15 protein-coding genes are annotated in these 19,888 nt (G+C 53.4%); 5 read left to right on the top strand and 10 right to left on the bottom strand.

Going from position 1 to position 19,888, the window contains the following annotated elements; all coding sequences use genetic code 11:
• Nucleotides 1-5: 5 nt before the first annotated feature.
• The 3 genes from GAP13_RS05995 (at nucleotide 6) to GAP13_RS05985 (ending at nucleotide 4,509) form a co-directional block, all read left to right on the top strand.
• A complete protein-coding gene (locus GAP13_RS05995; RefSeq protein WP_371709640.1) occupies nucleotides 6-1,316 on the top strand; it encodes an amylo-alpha-1,6-glucosidase in 1,311 nt (436 codons plus the stop codon).
• A 7-nt stretch (nucleotides 1,317-1,323) separates the two neighbouring features.
• The gene (locus tag GAP13_RS05990; protein ID WP_158907192.1) at nucleotides 1,324-3,057 is read left to right on the top strand and encodes a sugar phosphorylase; all 1,734 of its coding nucleotides are present in this window, start codon (nucleotides 1,324-1,326) and stop codon (nucleotides 3,055-3,057) included.
• Between the two features lie 99 nt (nucleotides 3,058-3,156).
• A complete protein-coding gene (locus tag GAP13_RS05985) occupies nucleotides 3,157-4,509 on the top strand; it encodes a metallophosphoesterase family protein (RefSeq protein WP_158907190.1) in 1,353 nt (450 codons plus the stop codon).
• A 125-nt stretch (nucleotides 4,510-4,634) separates the two neighbouring features.
• Here GAP13_RS05985 and GAP13_RS05980 read toward each other — a convergent pair whose 3' ends face one another.
• Nucleotides 4,635-5,042 (bottom strand): type II toxin-antitoxin system VapC family toxin, encoded by a 408-nt coding sequence (locus GAP13_RS05980; protein WP_158907188.1) that lies wholly within the window; start codon nucleotides 5,040-5,042, stop codon nucleotides 4,635-4,637.
• Between the two features lie 80 nt (nucleotides 5,043-5,122).
• Here GAP13_RS05980 and GAP13_RS05975 point away from each other — a divergent pair, with 80 nt between their 5' ends.
• Together GAP13_RS05975 and GAP13_RS05970 are read left to right on the top strand one after the other, a co-directional pair.
• A complete protein-coding gene (locus tag GAP13_RS05975) occupies nucleotides 5,123-7,609 on the top strand; it encodes an MASE3 domain-containing protein (RefSeq protein WP_158907186.1) in 2,487 nt (828 codons plus the stop codon).
• A gap of 7 nt (nucleotides 7,610-7,616) precedes the next feature.
• On the top strand, nucleotides 7,617-8,666 hold the full coding sequence (locus GAP13_RS05970) for a response regulator (protein ID WP_158907184.1): 1,050 nt from the start codon (nucleotides 7,617-7,619) through the stop codon (nucleotides 8,664-8,666).
• 60 nt (nucleotides 8,667-8,726) lie between these two features.
• Here GAP13_RS05970 and GAP13_RS05965 read toward each other — a convergent pair whose 3' ends face one another.
• The 9 genes from GAP13_RS05965 to GAP13_RS05925 form a co-directional block, all read right to left on the bottom strand.
• Entirely contained in the window at nucleotides 8,727-9,368 is a 642-nt protein-coding gene (locus GAP13_RS05965; protein ID WP_158907182.1) for a lactate utilization protein, read from the bottom strand.
• Nucleotides 9,369-9,431: 63 nt separating this feature from the next.
• Nucleotides 9,432-10,031 (bottom strand): HAD family hydrolase, encoded by a 600-nt coding sequence (locus GAP13_RS05960; protein ID WP_158907180.1) that lies wholly within the window; start codon nucleotides 10,029-10,031, stop codon nucleotides 9,432-9,434.
• Between the two features lie 48 nt (nucleotides 10,032-10,079).
• Nucleotides 10,080-11,735: a hydroxylamine reductase gene (gene hcp, locus GAP13_RS05955; RefSeq protein ID WP_158907178.1), complete on the bottom strand. Its 1,656-nt coding sequence runs from the start codon at nucleotides 11,733-11,735 to the stop codon at nucleotides 10,080-10,082.
• A gap of 27 nt (nucleotides 11,736-11,762) precedes the next feature.
• Entirely contained in the window at nucleotides 11,763-12,170 is a 408-nt protein-coding gene (locus tag GAP13_RS05950) for an RrF2 family transcriptional regulator (RefSeq protein ID WP_158907176.1), read from the bottom strand.
• A 94-nt stretch (nucleotides 12,171-12,264) separates the two neighbouring features.
• Nucleotides 12,265-15,588, bottom strand: coding sequence for a DNA polymerase III subunit alpha (gene dnaE, locus GAP13_RS05945; RefSeq protein WP_158907174.1), 3,324 nt, complete (start codon nucleotides 15,586-15,588; stop codon nucleotides 12,265-12,267).
• Nucleotides 15,582-16,823 (bottom strand): DNA polymerase Y family protein, encoded by a 1,242-nt coding sequence (locus GAP13_RS05940; protein WP_158907172.1) that lies wholly within the window; start codon nucleotides 16,821-16,823, stop codon nucleotides 15,582-15,584. Before GAP13_RS05940 ends, dnaE begins: the two co-directional genes overlap by 7 nt.
• A complete protein-coding gene (locus GAP13_RS05935) occupies nucleotides 16,820-17,596 on the bottom strand; it encodes a DUF72 domain-containing protein (RefSeq protein ID WP_158907170.1) in 777 nt (258 codons plus the stop codon). Before GAP13_RS05935 ends, GAP13_RS05940 begins: the two co-directional genes overlap by 4 nt.
• Nucleotides 17,597-17,738: 142 nt before the next feature.
• Complete coding sequence (locus GAP13_RS05930; RefSeq protein WP_503473377.1) at nucleotides 17,739-19,055, bottom strand: ATP-dependent 6-phosphofructokinase; 1,317 nt, start codon at nucleotides 19,053-19,055, stop codon at nucleotides 17,739-17,741.
• A 104-nt stretch (nucleotides 19,056-19,159) separates the two neighbouring features.
• On the bottom strand, nucleotides 19,160-19,888 hold a 729-nt coding region (locus tag GAP13_RS05925; RefSeq protein WP_503473376.1), incomplete at its 5' end, for a hypothetical protein.

The raw sequence follows: 19,888 nt of genomic DNA, 5'->3' as shown, positions 1-19,888 counted from the left end.
TATCTATGCATATCCAACAAATGTGGATTGAACGATGCGCATGCGTTCTAGGAAAGAATCTCCCAGAGCAAAATGTGCTTGAAAAGCTTCACTATCGTTATACATGTCCTGCGCGAGAGAAGGGAACCTACCTGCCGCAATGGCTATGGGATTCTTGTTTTCATGCAATAGTGTATCGTTGGTTCGATCCCGACATGGCTTGGGAGGAGCTGCAGAGCCTTCTAATGCATCAATTTGAAGAAGGCCCTGACACAGGCATGGTGCCGCATATGTCGCATTTGGCTGAAAATGGGGCCTTGTCTGCGCAGCAGCTTTTTCAGAATAAAAATTCAAGCACTATTACGCAGCCGCCGCTTATCTCCATCGCAGCACTCGCTGTGCATAAAAAAGCACCAAATAAAAATATATTGGCGAAACTCTATCCGAAATTGCTAGCTTATCATGATTGGTTCGATAGGCGCCGCGATGATGATCATGATGGACTTGCAGCAATTATTCATCCTTGGGAAAGCGGGTGGGATGCCTCTCAGCGCTGGGATAGCCTCATGGGCTTGCATGCTTGTACAAAAGAAGAGCTTTTCGAACTGGAGCAAAAAAGAAAAAACCTAGTTTCGATACTTGCCGCCCACAAATATGATGCAAAAACGCTCGCACATGTCCCTGAAGGATTTTACGCGGAACCTGCGGATTTCAATGCAATACGCGCAGCTGATTTGATGGCGTTAGCAGAAATCGCTGGAGAATTAGGGAAAATTGCAGAATCGCGGGAGTTGGAAATGCGAGCAAAGGCTGTTCAGCAAGCAGTGCATGATAAAATGATTTCTTTTAAAGATGGCGAGCTTTTTGTACACGATTTGCTTGGCGCTTCGGAGGAAAAAAGCGCTGTTGATCATGCAGGAAAATTCGTGCTTTTGTTTTGCCAATGTCTTTCCGCCTCGGAAGCCGAATCGATTTCTTTACAATTATTCAGATCAGCCGACTGCTATGCAACGCCATTCAGAGTGCCATCGACCTCTCGCTTTGATGCGTTATTCAATCCAAAAGAATATTGGCGCGGCAATGTATGGCTTCCTGTGAACTGGCTCATATGGAGAGGCTTGCTTTCGTACGGATACAAGGAAAAGGCGCATACCATTCTTGAAGACAGCATTTCCTTAGTGCAAAACTCTGGATTCTGCGAATTTTTTGATCCAATTACGGGTAAGGCGGGGGAGAAATATGGCCAGAGCTGTCCCCGAAATCAGAGCTGGTCCACAATCGTGCTCGATATGGTATTAGATTCTGAGCAAATCATTGAAGGAAAAGCAGATGAATGAATATTACATGAATAAGATCAAAGATTTGCTTATGTTTATCTATGGCCGCGGACAGGGTATGCTCACCTTTGATTCGCTGCAGCAGCTTATTCCGAAAAAAACAACAAGCAGCAAGGCCGCCAAACTCCGTGATTCACTTACAGAAAAAGACACGTGCCTTATTACCTATGGCGATATGCTGCAACCCTCAAAAAAAGAGCCGGAAACACATTCGCAGACCGCGCTTGAGCAACTGAAAGAATTCCTGGAGCGATGGAATCATGGAAGCTTTAATTATCTGCATATTTTGCCATTTCATCCCTATTCGTCGGATGACGGATTTTCGGTAATAGATTACAGGGAAATAGACCCAGCTCTTGGAGATTGGAATGATATTGCCGCGCTCGCAAAAGAATATAAACTTGTTTTTGACCTTGTGCTCAATCATGGAAGCAAACAGAGCGCGTGGTTTCAATCATTTCTTGAAAATAATGCATCATATCGAGACTGGTATATTACAAAACCGGCGGACTTCGACGTTTCCTCTGTATTCCGCCCCAGAATGCATCCTCTCCTGACCCCATTTTGCCGAAAAGATGGCTCTGTAGTCTTTGTATGGACGACATTCAGCGAAGATCAGGTCGACTATAATCTTGCCAATCCGCAAGTGCTGCTGGAGTTTATAAAAATATTCTTTGAATATATCGAGCATGGAGCGCGGATAGTGCGCCTCGATGCGATTGCGTATATCTGGAAAGAAGACGGAACAAGCTGTATCCATCATCCGAAAACACATGCCATTGTCAAATTGCTGCGAGCGCTCATCGATTATCTGGAACTTGATGTGCTCATTCTCACAGAAACAAATGTCCCGAATGAAGAAAATTTGTCGTATTTTGGCAAAGGCGATGAAGCACATTTGGTGTATAATTTTGCGCTGCCGCCACTTGTGCTGCATGCCGCAGTATCGGGAGATGCAAGCCCGCTTCGAACATGGGCCAATACACTGCCGCAGCCTGGAGAAGGACCCATATTTTTTAATTTCCTTGCAAGCCACGATGGAATTGGTGTGCTGCCAATCAATGGTCTTGTAGATGATTTAAGCTTTAAAAAGACATTGAATACTGTCATAGAGCGGGGAGCTCTTGTATCGTATAAAGATGCCCAATCTGGCCCTGTCCCTTATGAGATAAATTGCTCGTATTTGAGTGCAGTAGCGCCGCTTTCATTGGGAACCAGCAAGGAGAGGGCCCGGGCCTTTTTATGTTGTCATGGTGTTCTTTTTGCATTTGCAGGACTTCCCGCGGTGTATTTTCATAGCTGGGTTGGATCTGAACAATGGGAGGAAGGGCCTCAGTTATTTGGATATAATCGAGCAATAAATCGAGAAAAGCCTCGGAAAGACATCGTCGAAACAGCATTGAATGATGAGCACTCGCTGCGCGCATCCGTTTATACTGGATTTGAAAAATTGCTTACATTCCGCAAGAGCGAAAGATCCTTTGCCCCCGATATACCACAGCAAATCCTGCCTGCTGAAGGCTCAGTCTTTGCATTGGCAAGAGGGCCTGACCCAAGTGGACGCTATGTGCTTTGCATACAGAACTTGAGCAACAATCAAGCTAAATTTGACCTTCGTACTGCGCCAAAGATTGAAATTTTGATTCAGCACGGAATAGACAGCGAAATGTTGCTCTCTCCCTGGGAGACACGCTGGATAGGATATGGCGGCGGCAAAGCGATCTCGATGCTGGAAATATGATGCATGCGCGAGCGGCCCAGTACAGAGCCTGATTATGCAATTGAGAATAGGCAGAAAAAAGCGCTTATGCGCCATAAAGATTTCTGATATAGTAATCGTATGAATCAAGAAGGAAAAAAGCCAGGCGCAATGCCCGCACGGCGCACGATGTTTATTGCGGCGCTCGTCGCACTCGTACTTGGCATTATCATGAATTCCTATCACTACAGCCTCGAAGGTGCGCGGGGGCTGTATGTGTGGCACCCCCTGCTTGCGCTGAAAATTCTGCTCTTCATGGGGCTTGTGCCGATTTCGATCGCGATTGTGTCGCTGCCGCTGGAAAAGCTGGCAAAAAAGTGGCCGATGCTGGTTATGCGCTGGATTTCGATGGCCGCTTCGATTCTTGTCGGCGCGGTTTCGATTGCGCTGCTTGCGTTTCTCATTATTGTGCCAAGAATTGGCTCGCTGGAGCCGGCGCGGCTCGAGCTCATCGACCCTGCAAAGGGCATTCATGCGCTGGGTACGCAGCCCGCCGAAGCGAGCTTCAGTGCGGGGACGACGAATAAAGGCGCCGCGCAACCCGGGATTGCTTTGCAACAACCACAATCCGCGGCCCTGCAGCCCGCCATTATCGCACAGGCGCGGTCTCCGCTCGACATGCCACTCTTACGCCTTTCCTTCTCCTCCGACCCGCACTGGGGAGCTGATACCTCGAATGCTCAAGCCCGCACCCAGATTCTCGAGTCGATTGCGCAGCGCAAGCCCGACGCGTTCTTTATGCTCGGCGACACGGTGGAAACCGGCAACAGTGCCACCCAGTGGAATTTTGCACTTTCCGACCTCGAGGCGCTGATCCCGCATGTACCGGTGCGCCCGCTGCTTGGCAACCACGATGCGCTCTTCGGCGGCCAGTACCTGTACCGCAAAGCTTTCTTCCCCAAGGGATTCTCGAGCGATTCAGGCTCGCCCTATTACTGGAGCATCGATGCGGGTGCTGCGACCATCGTCGCAGTCGACCTGCCATGGGGAACCGAAAACTTCGGGGCCCGCCAGCGAGCCTGGCTCGAAAAAACGCTCGCGGCAGCCGACCCGCACAAGCCGTTGATTGTTCTCTCGCACAGCTATTTTTACGCCTCCGGATACGACGACCCCGATTTCGGCTCGCCCTGGTACGATCATTATCAGAATATCCCGGCGCTCGTGCCGCTCTTCGAGAAATACGGTGTTGACCTTGTCATCTCGGGGCACAACCACTATCAGGAACTACTCGCACACAACGGAATCGCCTATGCCATTGTCGGCTCGATGGGCGGCATCCCCGACCCGCAACCGAGCTATCGCTCGCCATGGTCGCAGTGGCTGGCAGTCAGCGCATTCGGCTGGCTCGATGTCGAAGTGCTGCCGGGCCGATTGGTTTTGGTGTTCAGGGATGAGCGAGGAGCCGAGCGGCATCGGGCGGAGTTGAGTTACTAGAGAAATAAAACTGGCGGGCGGAGGGCTTGCCCGCTGTTGGCAGGCGCGCCATCAGCCCAGGCATGCAGGCGGCAAAGGCGGATGGGCGGGCGGCCCACGTGGTTCGTCCGGCGCGTGAGCAGCTATCAGATATCTTCTCTATTCCAATTCTCGAGCGGCAAATCTTCAATCCTGCCAAAATGGCCCTTGTTATTCGTCACGAGCGAAAAGTTCATATACATCGCGGTAGAAGCTATCAATAAATCCATATCATCAATTCTGCTTCCGGAAGTTTCAAGTTTCGCTTTCAGCTCTCCAAAGATTTCAATAATGCCTCTATGAATGTCAATCACAGGAAAAAGCTCAGCAATGCGAAGCGCTGTCGCCATGTTTTTTTCAGGGTGTTTCGATTTTCTCGCCCCATAGATCAATTCACCGTACGTAATAACCGAAATGAATTTTGGAATGTTTTGAGTTCGAAGCATCCAGGCATGAACTGCCGCATCTCCTTTCAGGCTGTATATTATAATGTCAGTATCAAGCAAATATGCCAATCATGAAAAAGCAAGCAGATTGCATGAAGCGCAGCACCGACTAACTTGTATTAGCCATCTTGAATAATTATAATAAAAATATGAATACAGCCCAAAAGCAAATCAAAGCATACCTCCGTTCTGCATTCTTCTATAGCGCGGTCGTTGCAGTTTTGTATTTCTTTCTGAGAAACCTGCATTTCGGCTATATGGAGCATCTGCTTTTCGAGTTTTCTTCCATATTTTTTGCCATGACGCTGTTTGTTCTCTATGTGATCGCCCCGAGGTGGAAGCAAAGCGAAGGGCTCATCATTTTTGGAATTGTTTTACTCTTCGTATCGCTCCTCGATGTAGTGCATGCGGTGCGTTTTTCCGGTTTTCCCGGCACAAGCGACATGCCATCGAGCGTCACCTTCTGGGTGCTGGCGAGAGGGCTGCAGGCTTTTGGCCTGATCGCGGCTGCGACCAGAAAAGACATTCTTGCAGGGAAGAAGACATCGACGACTCTTTCGATTCTTTTGCCCATTACAGCAGGCATTGGCCTTTTTATCCTGTCGTATGTTCTGCCTTCTGGTATCTTTTTCATCGAAGGGAAAGGGACGACAGCGCTCAAAGCAAACCTCGAAATACTCTATGCCATTTTATTTCTGCTGTTCGCTATTTTGATGAGGCATGAGCCAGAGGCTTTCATTGCAGGAGCCCTGTTCGCTTTTTCGGAGATTGCTTTTGTTACATATGTAAACGTAACAGATCCAAGGATTATCCTGGGCCATATCCTGAAAGCCACAGGCTTTCTGGCGCTCGGTCTCTTTTCGCTTAAAAAATATTTCCTTATGCCGCTTAAGGAAATGGCAGAGGTCCAGCGCACGTACAGCGCTGAAAACCAGGGGCTGAAAAGCACCTATGAGACGCTCACGCAACGATGGAACGAGATGATCAAATGCAGGGAAAAGATAATTCAATGCAATTCCATCGATGCCATCCTCAGCCTCGAGAGAGAATTTTTTGCCGATCCTTCAAAGACAATCCGGCTTGCCAAGTTCGAAAAAGACAGGCTGCTCTTCAAGAACGATCCTGGACTTCCCGAAGAAAAGAGTGCGTATTTGCCCGAGCAATTTGAACGAATCGATATGAAAAACGGCACCACTGTCTTCCTCGATAAAGAGTCGGGATTTTATTTGAACATATACAAACCATTCTTCTTGTTCATAGATTTGGCGAAAAAAAACTTGCTGGAAAAAAAACAAATTGCTTTGCTCAACATAAAGCTTGTCGAAGAAGAAAAATACCGAATCGATTTTCTACGCAGTTTTTCGCACGAGCTCAAAACGCCGCTCAATGTCATCTATGGATATCTCCAGCTCTTCTCCACTGAAGCATTCGGCGCGATGAGCGCACAAGCCAAAACCGCCTTGAATGAAATGATCGAATCAGTAAAGAAATCCAACGAGATCATCAACGACCTCCTCAATCTGGCAAAAGCGGAATCAGGTGCTGTTTCGGTCAAATGTGATCGCATCCAGCTCAAGAGTTTCCTCAATAGAATTCTTGTCGAAGCAAAGAAAAATGCCCTCCTCAAAAATTTGGATTTTGTCATAGAATGCGATGGAGAACCGGAAATTTCTGTCGATCCGAAACTTTTCGGTTTGGTCATATCCAATCTTGCAAGCAATGCGGTGAAATATACAGACAAAGGACACGTAAGAGTTTTCGCGCGAGCCGATGACAAGAGGGGTATCATGATAGAGGTGAAAGATACTGGTACAGGTATCCCTGCAGAAGAAATCGATGCCATTTTCAAGCCATTCAAAAAGGGTGAGCATGCGCGAGGCGGTTTTGGGCTTGGACTCAGCCTGGTCAAGGCCTATACCCAATTGATAGGAGGAAAGGTAAGCGTTGAAAGCCAGGTGGGGACAGGGAGTACCTTCCGTATCGAAATTCCGCCATTGCCGAAAATCGATGTGTCGAAAGTCGCAAAAGGACAAAAAGCGGATTTTCTCCTGATAGAGCCTGACAAGACAACAAGGGACATGCTGAAAATTTTGCTCAAGGATTCTGTTGTAGAAGAGGCTGAATCCGACGAAAAGGGTATCGTTGCGGCTCTGTCGACGCTTCCAGACATGATAATAACAGATTTTGGCCTGCAGAGGACGACAGGAGATCAACTTATCAAGCGGATGAGAACATACCCCGAATTAGCGGACAGGAAATTCCTTCTTTTGACTGGCAGAAGAAGCAGTGATCTTACGCTTGATGACATCCCTGTCATCGAGAAAGGGAATATCGACTTGCAGCACTTGGCTAAGGTCCTCATGGCAATACGGAACGATGCAATTGCTCTTGTATTCTGCAAAGGTGAAAGCGAAGAAAGGCTCGACAGGGCGAAGGGAATTGTGCGTACACAGTTGGCAGGACGCGACAGTGTGGAAATAGATATCTCAGAGCCAGGGTTGTCCGAGCTATGCTGTCTTTTCGATGAAGCGTATTTTCTCACCCCGACTGACTCCGAGTCGCAACAGAAGATTGAGAATATCATATTCAGGCGAAAGACCTATTTTTCGAAGGAAAATGTAGTTTTGGAGGTATGAGGTATACATGATCGAGGTTCTATTAGTGGAAGACGACCCTTTCACGAGGGAAATGATGATGACCACGCTCCGTTCGATGGGCTACCATGCCGCGATGGCCAGCAATGGGCGGCAAGCTGTCGAATTTCTCCAGAATGAGAAGGCTGAGGTTATTCTGATGGATGTCGCCATGCCGGTAATGAACGGCATAGAGGCCACCAGGCAGATCAAGAAGGAAGGAATCGACTCCATTGTCATCATGCTGACTGCCTTTGGCGACGAGAAGGCAATGGAGGAAGCGGCCGAAGCGGGCGCCGATGACTATCTCACCAAGCCTGTAGAGATGCATGCGCTCAAGGCGCGAATTGAATTAGCCAAAAAGGCCAGAACCTTTCATGTCGCGCGATCAAAACTCCTCATAGAGAATAAGATGCTTATCGGAGTTAAAGAAGAAGAGATCAACGCCTGCATTGAGGAAAACTATTCCCTGTCCGCGGAACTGCTGTATAGGCTTTCTCTCGCAGCAGAGTTCCGGGATGACGATACCTACGAGCATACCAGGAGGGTTGGCCGAAACGCTGCCATGATTGCACAATATATCGGAAAAGATGCCGAATATATCTATCTTCTTACCCAGGCAGCCCCGTTGCATGATATCGGCAAAATCGGCATATCGGATACAATTCTTCTCAAGCCAGGAAGTCTGGACAATGATGAATTCGAGACAATGAAGACACATACTATCATCGGCAAAAAGATACTGAATGGCTCACAAACGAAAATTCTGCAGCTTGCCGAATCGATCGCCTATTCTCATCATGAACGATGGGATGGATCCGGCTACCCGCAAGGATTGCAGGGCGAATCGATTCCCCTTGAAGGAAGAATCGTCTGCATCGCCGATTCGATGGATGCAATGTTCTCCAAGCGACCATACAAGGGAAAAATGCCTCCGGAAAAGGTAAAAGAAGAGCTCCAAAAGAATCGAGGCTTGCAGTTCGACCCTACGATGGTCGATGCTGTGCTCGAACACTGGGAAGAGATAGCAGATATGTATCATGCAGAGGCGGGCGGCTGATTGTGCGGAGTGCCATAGGGTCCACCGCAAAAGAGCGGGCCCTACGATCAGGCAAATAATTCAGAATCCGAGCTCTTCTCCCACAATGATAACCGTGAAATCACTCAGCGAGGGTTTGCGCTTGAGGATGTGGTAAATGCGGCAGATACGCGTAGGCAGGGCACAGTCGGCGCAGTAGCCTGCGGTGGTGCAGGGGTTGGGCTTGCTGAGGCGCTTGTTGTTCAAGGGAGCAGCGTAGGCTTTGAGCCGCTCGTAGGCTTCATCGAGGTCCTTGACGACTTTGTTTATGCCCGCCACCACGATGTTTTTCCTCGGGCCAAAACTGAGCGCGGCAACGCGGTTGCCATTGCCATCGACATTGAAGAGAAAACCCTCGAGGGTGACGGCATTGGCGCTCGAAATGAAGACATCGCAGGTGAGTTGGGCGCGAAGGATTTCCATTTTCTCTTCAGCGCCTAGCCCCGGCCTGTTGTGGTCGAGAATAATTGCGCCTTTTTGCTCGGCGAGCGCGGCAATGTTCATCGATTTGATGGTCATCGAGCCGCCGAAGCCGACTTTCGCTCCCGGCCCGACATACTCGAGGACTTTTTCAGCTGCCTGCGCGGCGCTTGGAAGATAGAGTGCATCAAAGCCATTTTTTGCGAGTGCGGCGACAGCTTTCTGCCCGCGCGCCTCATAGAGCCATGGATGAAATTCGCTCATTGTTCCTCCTGGTAGTGTGTAGCTGTATTTTGCATATGAAATCACTATTGCGCAAGGGAAATCTCAACGTATGAAGGGTGAACGCAGAGGCGCTCCGAGCGCCACCAATTCCCGCCGCAAGCCCGCTGCATCGGTGTACAAAACCGCATGGATACCCAGACTACGCGCGGCTTCAATATTATCAGGGCTATCGTCAGTGAAAAACGCTTCGGCCGGGCTCACGCCTTCTGCCTTCAGAATGATACGCCAAAACTCAGGATCAGGCTTTGCGTAATGGAGAAGATGCGATGCATAGACAGAATGAAATGGCTCATACATACCAAGCTCGATGTTGATTTGGTGATGGCTGTTTATTGTGTTCGTGCCGCAAACCACGCGCGCATGCTGGGCAAGTTCCTTCACCAGTTCGAATGTCGGCTCGTCGCGCGCAGGCTTGAACAGCGTCCGCAGATAATCCTCGGCTGGCTCGATGCCGCTTCGGGTCGCAAATCGCCTCCAGAATTCCGCACTGTCGATCTCGCCCCGCGAAAGCGCAAGAATATCCTGCAGCATGAGCCTCCGGAACTCTTCCGATTCCATTCTGAGCACCGCCGCCACCTTATCGACAATCGTATGGTTGCGGATCAGCACTCCACCCTCGTCAAAAATATAGAGCTTGATCAAATGTTGCTCCCTGGACAAGAAGGGCCTCTTTACCCAAGGTTGAGAACACTACCTGCCGGCCACCATCGCCGCGACATCCTCATCCGCCGTCGCGATGCCCTTTATACCGAAATTCTCGATTAGAATCTCAGCCACGCGCGGGGAAAGGAAGCCGGGGAGCGTCGGTCCGAGCCTGATGTTCTTGAAGCCGAGGTACAACAGGGCGAGCAGGACGAGGACCGCTTTCTGCTCATACCAGGCAATATCGAAGGAAAGCGGAAGCTTGTTGACATCGTCGAGGCCGAAAATCTCCTTGAGCTTGAGGGCGACAAGCGCGAGGGAATAGGAATCGTTACACTGACCGGCATCGAGGACGCGCGGGATGCCGCCAATATCGCCGAGGTCGAGCTTGTTGTAGCGGTACTTAGCACAGCCAGCGGTAAGAATGACAGTGTTGTCGGGAAGCTTTTCGGCCACTTCGGTATAGTACGAGCGCTTCGGCTGGCGTCCGTCGCAGCCGGCCATTACAATAAAGCGCTTGATGGCCCCGCTCTTTACTGCTTCGACAACGGTGTCCGCAAGCGCAAATACCTGATCGTGCGCAAAGCCTCCGACAATAGTGCCATCTTCAAGCTGCTCGGGCGGCTCGCAGGTCTTCGCCATCTCGATGATGGCGGAAAAATCCTTCATTTTGCCGGGTTCGCGGTCGGGAATGTGTGTGCAGCCCTCGAAGCCTACGATGCCAGTCGTAAAGACGCGCTTCTTGTAGCTCTCCTTGGGCGGCACAAGGCAGTTGCTGGTGAAAAGCACAGGCCCGTGGAACTTTTCGATTTCGACATCCTGCTTCCACCAGGCGTTGCCGTAGTTGCCGTAGAGATTGTCGTATTTTTCGAAGAAGGGATAATAGTGGGCTGGCAGCATTTCGCCGTGGGTGTAGACATCGATGCCCGTGCCCTTTGTCTGCTCGAGGAGGTCGTGCAGATCCCGCAGGTCGTGCCCTGAGATGAGAATGCCCGGGCGGTTGCGCACGCCAGTCCGCACTTTGGTGATACGCGGCTTGCCATACGCGCCGGTATTCGCCCTGTCGAGAAGTGCCATGGCATCGACGCCAGCTTTGCCCGTCTCGAGGACAAGCGAAATGAGCGTGTCTTTGCTTGAACTTTCGTCGGCGAGCTGGGCGAGAGCCTTCAGCATGAACTCGAAAATGCTGCGCTCGGAAATGCCGATTGCATAGGCGTGCTCGACATAGGCTGCCATGCCCTTGAGTCCGTACAGTACAAGCGCCTTGAGCGCGCGGATGTCTTCATCGGCAATTTCGGTGAGAGCGCCTTTTCCAGCAGCGGCGGCGGTCCGAATCGCTTCAACATTCGCGGCGCTCCATGTCGCGGCATCGGGCGGGGTGGAGTCGATTGCGCCGCCTTTTGCGACATACGCAAGCCGGATGCGTTCACGGCGCTCGAGACCCTCGGCGATCCAGTGCTCGAAATCTTGGGTAAAGAAATTTGCATTCGTGATGGTCGCAAAGAGCATTCGGGTGACATAGAAGGCATCGTCTTCGCTGTAAAAACCAAGAGGAAGCGCTTTGCTGGCCCAGTAGCCTATCCCTTTGCATACATGCAGCACGAGATCTTGCAGGATCGCTGTCTCGGCCGGTTTGCCGCAGACTCCTTTGGCGAGGGTGCATGCGGTGTTTTTCATTGTTTCTTGGCACTGATTGCAATACATAATGGTTCTCCTCTCAAAAAATGAATTTTAGAAACTCCGCGCGACGGCGGCGACAGTGATTGTTTCGAGCGCAGTCCGGAGGCGCTTTTCCGTGTCAGCGCAGAAAGTGCGCAGGGCGCAGGTGCCTGTGCGACAGACTGCTTTTGCAAAGAGGCATTCGCGGCGGGGTAAGTCTCCCTCAAGGAGCGTGAGCACCTCAAGGCACGAGATCTGCTCTGCCGGCTTTGTGAGGGCATAGCCGCCGCCGAGCCCGCGGGTAGGCGTCAACAGCCCTTTTGCAGCCAGCTTCTGCATTATTTTCGCCAAGTACGAGGACGATACCTGCAGGCGCTCAGCAGCTTCTCGCGCCGAAATGCTCCCGCCATTTGCCTCTGCGAGAGCGAGTGCGTGTATCCCTGCATTGACCGTGTCCGAAACAGCAACAATTCTGTCCATGGTAGTCTCTGGAATTCCTGTAAATTAGGATATCTATATCCTATTATAGTGCATTCAAGGAAAAAATCAAGACCCCGATGTCCGATTTGCTGCATCAATTCCGGCTGGCTGCTTGATAGCCGAACTTGCTCGCGTAGCCGAAACCGCTTGGCGGCGGCGCTCTTGGCGTTTCAGCGAGCTTCGGAATGGCTGGCAGGCGGCGAAGAGCCGCGATGGTTACGGTGATCGCACCATGGCTTTCTTCGACCCTGCCCTCGACGACAAAGGCACCGCCTTCGAGGAGGGCCGGGCGGAATTGCTTGTAGCCAGCAGGAAAGAGCACTGTTTCGAAGCTTGCAGTTTCGTCCTCGAAGGTGAGGAATTCCATGGGCTCTTCATGCGTGGTGAGCACTTCTTTGGCGGTGATGAGCCAGCCAGCGAGGCGTACATATTCGCCGATGTGCCGATCGAGAGCGGCAGCTTGGAGGCGCGGCATCTGGAGCGCGCCCGGCACGAGGCTCAAAGGGTGGCAGCTCAAGGTGGTGCCGAGCCATTGCATCTGGGAAAGGGCAATGCGGCGCTCGCTGGTCTTCGAGCTTGAGGGAGAGCCTTCTGACGAGATACGTGTATGCGGAGTAGATGAAATATGCGCGCCCCTCGAAACTCTCTCCGCATCTTCAAAAAGCCCTGGCCCTGCGTGTCTTGCTCGAGCCGTGCAAGCCTTTAGCAAAGCCATGAGCACAGCGGGTCTACCCATGCCTTTCGCGATGCTGTCGAGCGCACCCGAGCCGACAAAGGCTTCTGCTTCTTCGCGCGAAAAGGGGACGCGCGCGGCAAAATCTTCGACTGACACAAAGGGGCGGAAGATCGAAGAGCGGCGCGGTGTCGTATCCCCGCCGCGCGCTTCAACAAGCGCCTTCAGCGTGCTTTCGCTTAACCCCGCAATCATGCCGAGGCCCCAGCGGATCGCGCCGCCCTTCCCTTTGCAGCGCAGCGCACTTTCGTTCACATCGGGAGGAAGGAGCTCAAGGCCCATGCGCCGTGCTTCGCTTGCATAGGCGAGTGTCGAATAGAAGCCACCATGGTTCGAGAGAACCGCTGCCATGAACTCGGCTGGATAATGTGCCCTCAACCATGCAGACTGGAACGAGAGCATTGCATAGCTCGCCGAATGGGCTTTTACAAACGAATAGCCTGAAAAGGACATGATCATGTCCCAGACGGCATCGATGACATCGGGGGCAACACCGTGCGCCGCGGAGCCCTCGTAGAAGCGCTGTTTCCACATCTCGAGGCGGTGGCCCCGATCCTTTTTGGTGAGCACTTTGCGGATGGCGTCGGCATCCGAGGAAGAAAAGCCCGCGAGCGCGACTGCAACCTTCGATACATCTTCCTGGTAACACATGATGCCGTACGTCTCCGAGAAGAGCTCGGCCAGGACGGGGTGAAGGGGCTTCCAGGCTTTGCCTTTAAGGCGCTCGATATACTCTTCGATGTAACGGTTGGCAGCAGGCCTGATAATTGATGAATGAATAACAAGATGCGCAAAATCTCCAACACCGGTTTTCTTCTGAAGGAGGCGCATGGCAGGGCTTTCGACATAGAACACGCCCATCGTGTCGCCGCGCGCGATCATCGCAATAGTATCGGCGTCTTCCTCGGGACGCCAGCGCTCAAGGTCGAGCTCAATGCCGTTCTCGTGCAGGTTCTGGATCGCATCTCGTACCACGGCGAGCGAGCGATTGCCAAGGAGGTCAATTTTGACAAGGCCTGCATCTTCTACACCATCTTTATCCCATGCGGTGACAAGAATCCCGGAACCTGTCCGTTCGACCGGCACATGGTCAGCAATATTCCCCGGCACGATGATGATCCCACCTGAGTGCGTTCCCAGGTTGCGCGGCAAGCCCGTAATGCGAATGGCGAGCGAAAAAATGTCTTTCCATACTGAGTCGGCGCTTGCCAGTGCTGCATCGCGATTATGTTCGATGCGGCGTTCTATGGCGCTTGTCTCTTCATCCGGCATACCGAAGGCTCGGGCTGTATCGCGCAGCGCGCCGCGGAAACGGAAGCAATTGTGGTTCGCGACGCGGGCGCAGTGTTCCGCCCCGAACATCCGCACGGTTTCTTCGAGAACGCTGTCGCGCTCGTCCCATGCAAAATCGACATCGATATCGGGAGGGTCCTTTCGGCCGGGGTTGAGGAAGCGGTCAAAAAAGAGGTTGTGGGCTATCGGGTCCACATCGGTGATACCGAGCGCGTAGGAGACAATGCTCGCCGCAGCGCTCCCGCGGCCGCAAATTCTCTTTGCCTTTTTAATTATTTCATTCACTACAAGAAAATAATCACAGAAGCCTTTTTCTTCGATAATGCCAAGCTCATATTCGAGCCTTTCGCGCACTGCCGGAGGAAGGCTGCCATACCGGCGCGCAGCCCCTTCGTAGGCGAGTCTGCGAAGAGCTACAGGAGCAGATATGCCAGCGCCAGCACCATCATTCGGAGCACAAGTGCCCGCGACCTCGTCGGTTGCCCCCGCCGCTTGCCACATTGGAAATACAAAATCACCAAAAGGTTCCGAAAGCGCTTCTTCGGTGATGCACCGGTTGGCAGTAGCGGCTTCGGCAAGGCTGCTTTCCAAATCGCAAAAGCGCGATTCGAGTGGCGCACTTGCAAGCCAGGCGGCTGAGCCGGAATTGTCGCTCGCAAGGCTGAGCCCAATCTCCCCCGCATTATCAGCCGCTCGCGCATACTCAAATGCTGCTGCTTCTGGCGCAAGCATCGAGTCCGGCACTTCACGGACAGTCACACCAAGACCGATGGCCGCAAGCAAGCGCTGCACTTCGCGCTGGCCGGGCTCGAGAAAAGTAATTTCAGGGCTCAGCACAGGCTTGTGGCCCGTCTTCAGCAGAGCCCGCCACTGTGATGCATGCGCGGTCGAGAGCAGGGCAAAAAGCCATGGCGAGCATGGTACCTCGCGCAAGAATGTAGGGCTGTCGGAAAGAAGAAAAAGCCCGGGGTCAGACATGGCTGCTATCGCGGCAAGCTCGCACCACAAAAGCGTGTCCGCCTTTGCAAGTGCCTCGCTATGCTGCTTGTTGTCCCTCCCTAGTGTCACGAACCTTGTGTAAGCTGGCAGGCCAGCCTCATTCAGGACAGCCGCCCTCGCGCTCAGAAGCCTGGTGAGTCGTGAAAACCCCTCTTTTGTACGCGCAATCGTTACCACCCTGCCCCAGCCGCCTGTACACTCAACCCCGACAATCGGGCGCAGACCTCTTTCCTTACAGGCATCGAGAAAAACAGGAAGCCCATACATCCCATTGCAGTCCGTGAGCGCGAGCGCATTCCAGCCTGCCGAAGCTGCTGCCTCGACAAGCTGCTGCGGCGTCAACACTCCCCACAGCAGCGAATACGCCGAATGCGTAACAAGCGGCGTCAGCATACAAGACTTCCTTCTCTATATAGAAAGGCGGCGGCCGGCACGATGGCTGACTGACCATATTTGCCATGAACGCGATCGAGAGCGCTCTGTACCCGCATGTGCATGGCAATGCGCCGCGTCTGAATGCCTGTCGAGTCGATTTCGGGCTCCGCCTTGAAGAATGGCAGCGGTTCGAACAAGTCCAGTTCCGGCCCTGCCGGCTCGAATCCTCCGAGTTCGATCTGCAGTTTACGTACCCTCACCCTGCGCTCCCACGCTTGCCGCACCGCCCGTTCCGCCGCCTCGCAAAGCTGAATGTCGGCCACAAAACTGGCCCCCTGCCCAGCCCGAACGCTCCTCGACGCAACCGCGCCGTCAGTATAGACAAGCTTTGCCATCACAAAGTGCGCTCCAAAACCCTCTTTTCGCATTCGAAAACCGAGTTCGGCCACAATTTCCCTTGCCCGCCACGCGAGCAAGTCCGGATCTGCACAATCAGGCTCGAACACGGTTTCGCCTGCCAGCATGCGCCGCGAGGGAGGCTCCGGGTTTACCGGCGAATCGTCGACACACCGAGCGCGAAGCACCAATTCTGGCCCGCGAGCGCTTATCGCCTGAGCTTCGTCCATCGAAAGCGAGGCAAGTGTTCCGATTTCCCCAATTTCGAGCGAAATGAGACGCGGCAAAAGCTTGACTCCCACACCGGGAAGCAATTCGACCGGCTGGCGTGCCACAAGTTCCCCTTCGTCGTTGACTGAAAGCGGCGCAAACCCGAAGGGCCTGAATACTCGGCTCGCCACCTTTGCGGCCGTTTTGGTCGACGCAAGCGCAACGGTGGGAACAAGCCCTGTCTGATCGGCGATTTCCCCGAGAAGTCGCCTCGCCACGTCCTCCGGTGCACCGAAAAGCCTGCGAGTCCCGTTCACATCGAGAAAGAGGTGCCCCCGCCCCGCCCGCTCGACAAGCGGCGTGAAACAAAAGGCGGCCTCCAAAAGAGATTGGTCGACTTTTTCGTAGAGCTCGGGGCGCGGCGGCACAACCTTGAGCGCACGCACCCGGGCACACGCTGTCTGCACCAGCATGCCCCGCCGCACCCCTTCGCGATACGCCTCCGGCGAGAGATCGAGGACGATCGCCCGCGGGATGTCGGGCCGCGCAACCACAAATGGTCGCCCGCGCACGCCAGGGTCGACTATTTCTTCAACCGCCGCCATAAGGCCGATCACATTGACATGGATAATGGTGCCGCTTGTCATGGCCCGCCCCCTTTCGGAAGCTGCGCCTCAACGTGGGCCGACAGCAATCTATTCATCAGCGCGGCACTTTCCGCCGCCCAGCGCCCGTTGGCAAACACCATGCCGACCGCTTCAGCCTTGCGCCGCCACATCAACAGCCGAGGCACAATATTTGCAAGTTCTTTTTTTGTATAGCGATAGTCGAGTACATGCCCGAATTGCCCGTTCTTCCATGCCGCCCCATTCCGGCTAAGAAACCTGGCGTACACCCTATCCGCCGTCAGCACTTCCACTGCCGGCGGCAGCCCCGGCAAACGTGGCGCGTCGTAGAGACAAAGTGCGACATTACGCTGCTTGAGCCCTTCGATGAGTCGCGAGGTATACCATTCGGCCGACCAGAAACCGACCACCAGGGGCAGTCCCTCAAGCTCGCCCAGTACCCGGTCGAGCCACAAGCGATTTCCTACGCTGTAAGTAAACGAATGAGGAAATTCGGCCAGAAGAAACATGACACGCCCTGCGCGCACATCTGCTTCGACGGCATTTCGAACAGCTTTGAGAGTCTGGCGCAAGTTGGTAGCGCCCGGTTTTGCGGCGCCAAATCCACGCACCCAGCGGGGCAGCCGTACGCATAATGCCTGCGCCGCTCCCGCACTGTTCAGCGTCTCCTCTCTCTTGCCCCGGCCCGCGTGCCACTCATCCCAGCCACATTCGGCAAGCCATGCCTCCGGACGCGCAACCCCGGTATTTTTTGCGCGGGTCACAATGCCGACATACAGCCCTTCATCGTTCATGCTATAGATATACTATACGTTTGTGTAGTAATCAAGAGAAAAAATGAAAAAATCGCGCGGTACTACGGCGCCCGGAGTCAATCCGGCCGCCATGGCGAACCCGCTCCACTCTGTTGCGCGCCGTTTCACCCGCCCGCGTTTCTTACTTCGGATTCACCATACTCATCGGCTGCTGGGTCGCCTCGATTGCATCGCGCCACAAGCTGCCTTCGGGATTCACCTGCTTGCGCTTTGAAGTGGCTGCACGAATCGGAATATGCACAAATTCATTGTTGACCAGCCCAATGAGCAGTTTCGTCTTGCCGGCCATCGCAGCATGCACGGCGTTGTTGCCCAGCCGCTCGCAGTACATGGAGTCGACAGGCTCGGCAATCGCCGAGCGGATCATGTAGCTTGGATCGATGTATTTCAGATTGATTTCCTTATTTTTCGCTTTGAAGTATTCTTCGATTTTTTCTTTCAGAAAGAGCCCGATGTCGCCGAGCTTCCGGTTGCCCGAGGCGTCGAATTTCACTTCCTGAGTGAAGAAGTGCTGTCCAGCTCCCTCCGCGACCACAATAACCGCATGCCCTCGCCGTGCAAGCCGCTTTTCCAGCATGGGAAGAAAGCCTTGCGGCCCTTCCAGATCAAACGGCACTTCCGGAATCAGCACGAAGTTCGCCTCGTGTACCGCGAGCACTGTATGTACCGCAATAAATCCCGAATCCCTGCCCATGAGCTTCACAAGCCCGATACCATTGATCTGCGAGTGCGCTTCCATGTGCGCCGCCGCTACTGCCTCGGAAGCCTTAACCACCGCGGTATCGAATCCGAAAGTCTTTTCCACGAACTCTATGTCGTTGTCGACGGTTTTCGGGATACCCACGACTGCAATCTTGAGCTTTCTGCGCTCGATTTCCTCCGCAATCGCGAGCGCCCCTTTCTGCGTACCGTCCCCGCCAATTGCGAACAGCACATTCAGGTTGAGCTGTTCTATCGTATCGACAATTTCCGAGGTACGATCCCCACCGCCGCGGGAAGTCCCCAGAATAGTCCCGCCGATTTTGTGAATGTCATCGACGATATCGGGATCGAGAGGGATAACTTCAAGCCCATATTCCGGCAAAAAGCCCTTGTATCCATAGCGGATCCCAGAAATTCTGCGCACACCATAGAGATGCCACAGACTCCGCACAATGGCGCGAATGACATCATTGAGCCCAGGGCAAAGTCCGCCGCAGGTGACAATGCCCGCATGCACATGCGACGGACTGAAATAGATTTTCTGCCGTGGCCCTGCGACCTCGAGCAGCTGGTCGCGCGTCAGAAGCGGCCGCTCGCCCGGCCGTGCTTCAATGTTGTAGCAAATGAACTGATCATCGCGCACAAAAACCGGACCGCCTGTACCTGTCAAACCGGCCAACCCAAGCGGCGAGTCCACCGAACACTTTCCAAGCGTTTCGATACTAAAATCGGGCATCATGGTCTCCTCAGTGTTCAAGAATAGCAGCAAAAGGTAGTGCTCTCAACCTTGTGTAAAGGCGGCTAAGAAAGGACGCACCTCGACAATCCAGCGTGAGCCGTTTAGGCGAGCGCCAGCTTGGGAATATACTCCGCCTTCTCCTTCCCCGGTGTCCGCCATTCCTTCTTCCAGCTTCTCGCCATCGTCGGGCTTAAAGGGCTTCGTGTCAGAAACGCCCGTTCTTCGAAGAAGCTTCTATATACGTTCTCGAGCGCAGTTGCATCGATGCCGCTCGCCTCGGCATGGGTGGCGGGTCTTCGGCCTTTCGGCCAGCGGATACGGTAGGGCTTGAGGTAGTTGTGCCACATAAGGTAGGCCCAGAGGCGCAGCATGCCGTTTGCGACATTGCGGTTGAAGCAGACACTCTCACGATGGTGGTTCGCCAGGTCCTTTCTGAGCTCGCGATCGGTGTAGTTCGAAGAAAAGAGTGGATTGTGGATCGTCCGTGGCAGGTGTGAAGAAATCCTCAGGTGCACGAGTCGCCCCCCTCCCTCACCCCAGTAGGCTGCAAGCTTCCGCACGAGGCGCGCATAGTCGGGCTTCTCATCGGTGATCAGCACGAAGGGCCTATGAGGCTGTGGCGGCTGCACAGCAAGGCTCGTCGCCAGCACCTCCCTGAATGACCGCCCGATCCCACCCCGTTCGAGCCGAATCGTCGAATAGAGCGCCTGTGCCTTCGCCTTTTGGTCCTGCCGCATGCTCCCTGAGCGCCGCCGTGTGCAGTGACTGACATCTAGCACGAAGCCGCCTGTCCGTCCCACCGCAATGGGGATTTCGTTCGGAAAGTACTG

The organism is Rectinema subterraneum, from assembly GCA_009768935.1.
GTDB classification, from domain to species: Bacteria; Spirochaetota; Spirochaetia; order Treponematales; family Rectinemataceae; genus Rectinema; species Rectinema subterraneum.
The sequence above is the reverse complement of the archived record's forward strand: the minus strand, read 5'-3'. Positions and strand labels throughout refer to the sequence as shown.

Coding starts and splice junctions, on each gene's coding strand:
- GAP13_RS05965 (WP_158907182.1), bottom strand. CDS start 9,368: ATGAGCGAATTTCATCCATGGCTCTATGAGGCGCGCGGGCAGAAAGCT.
- GAP13_RS05930 (WP_503473377.1), bottom strand. CDS start 19,055: ATGCCCGATTTTAGTATCGAAACGCTTGGAAAGTGTTCGGTGGACTCG.
- GAP13_RS05995 (WP_371709640.1), top strand. CDS start 6: ATGCATATCCAACAAATGTGGATTGAACGATGCGCATGCGTTCTAGGA.
- GAP13_RS05985 (WP_158907190.1), top strand. CDS start 3,157: ATGAATCAAGAAGGAAAAAAGCCAGGCGCAATGCCCGCACGGCGCACG.
- GAP13_RS05990 (WP_158907192.1), top strand. CDS start 1,324: ATGAATAAGATCAAAGATTTGCTTATGTTTATCTATGGCCGCGGACAG.
- GAP13_RS05940 (WP_158907172.1), bottom strand. CDS start 16,823: ATGACAAGCGGCACCATTATCCATGTCAATGTGATCGGCCTTATGGCG.
- hcp (WP_158907178.1), bottom strand. CDS start 11,735: ATGTATTGCAATCAGTGCCAAGAAACAATGAAAAACACCGCATGCACC.
- GAP13_RS05935 (WP_158907170.1), bottom strand. CDS start 17,596: ATGAACGATGAAGGGCTGTATGTCGGCATTGTGACCCGCGCAAAAAAT.
- GAP13_RS05950 (WP_158907176.1), bottom strand. CDS start 12,170: ATGGACAGAATTGTTGCTGTTTCGGACACGGTCAATGCAGGGATACAC.
- dnaE (WP_158907174.1), bottom strand. CDS start 15,588: ATGCTGACGCCGCTTGTTACGCATTCGGCGTATTCGCTGCTGTGGGGA.
- GAP13_RS05970 (WP_158907184.1), top strand. CDS start 7,617: ATGATCGAGGTTCTATTAGTGGAAGACGACCCTTTCACGAGGGAAATG.
- GAP13_RS05975 (WP_158907186.1), top strand. CDS start 5,123: ATGAATACAGCCCAAAAGCAAATCAAAGCATACCTCCGTTCTGCATTC.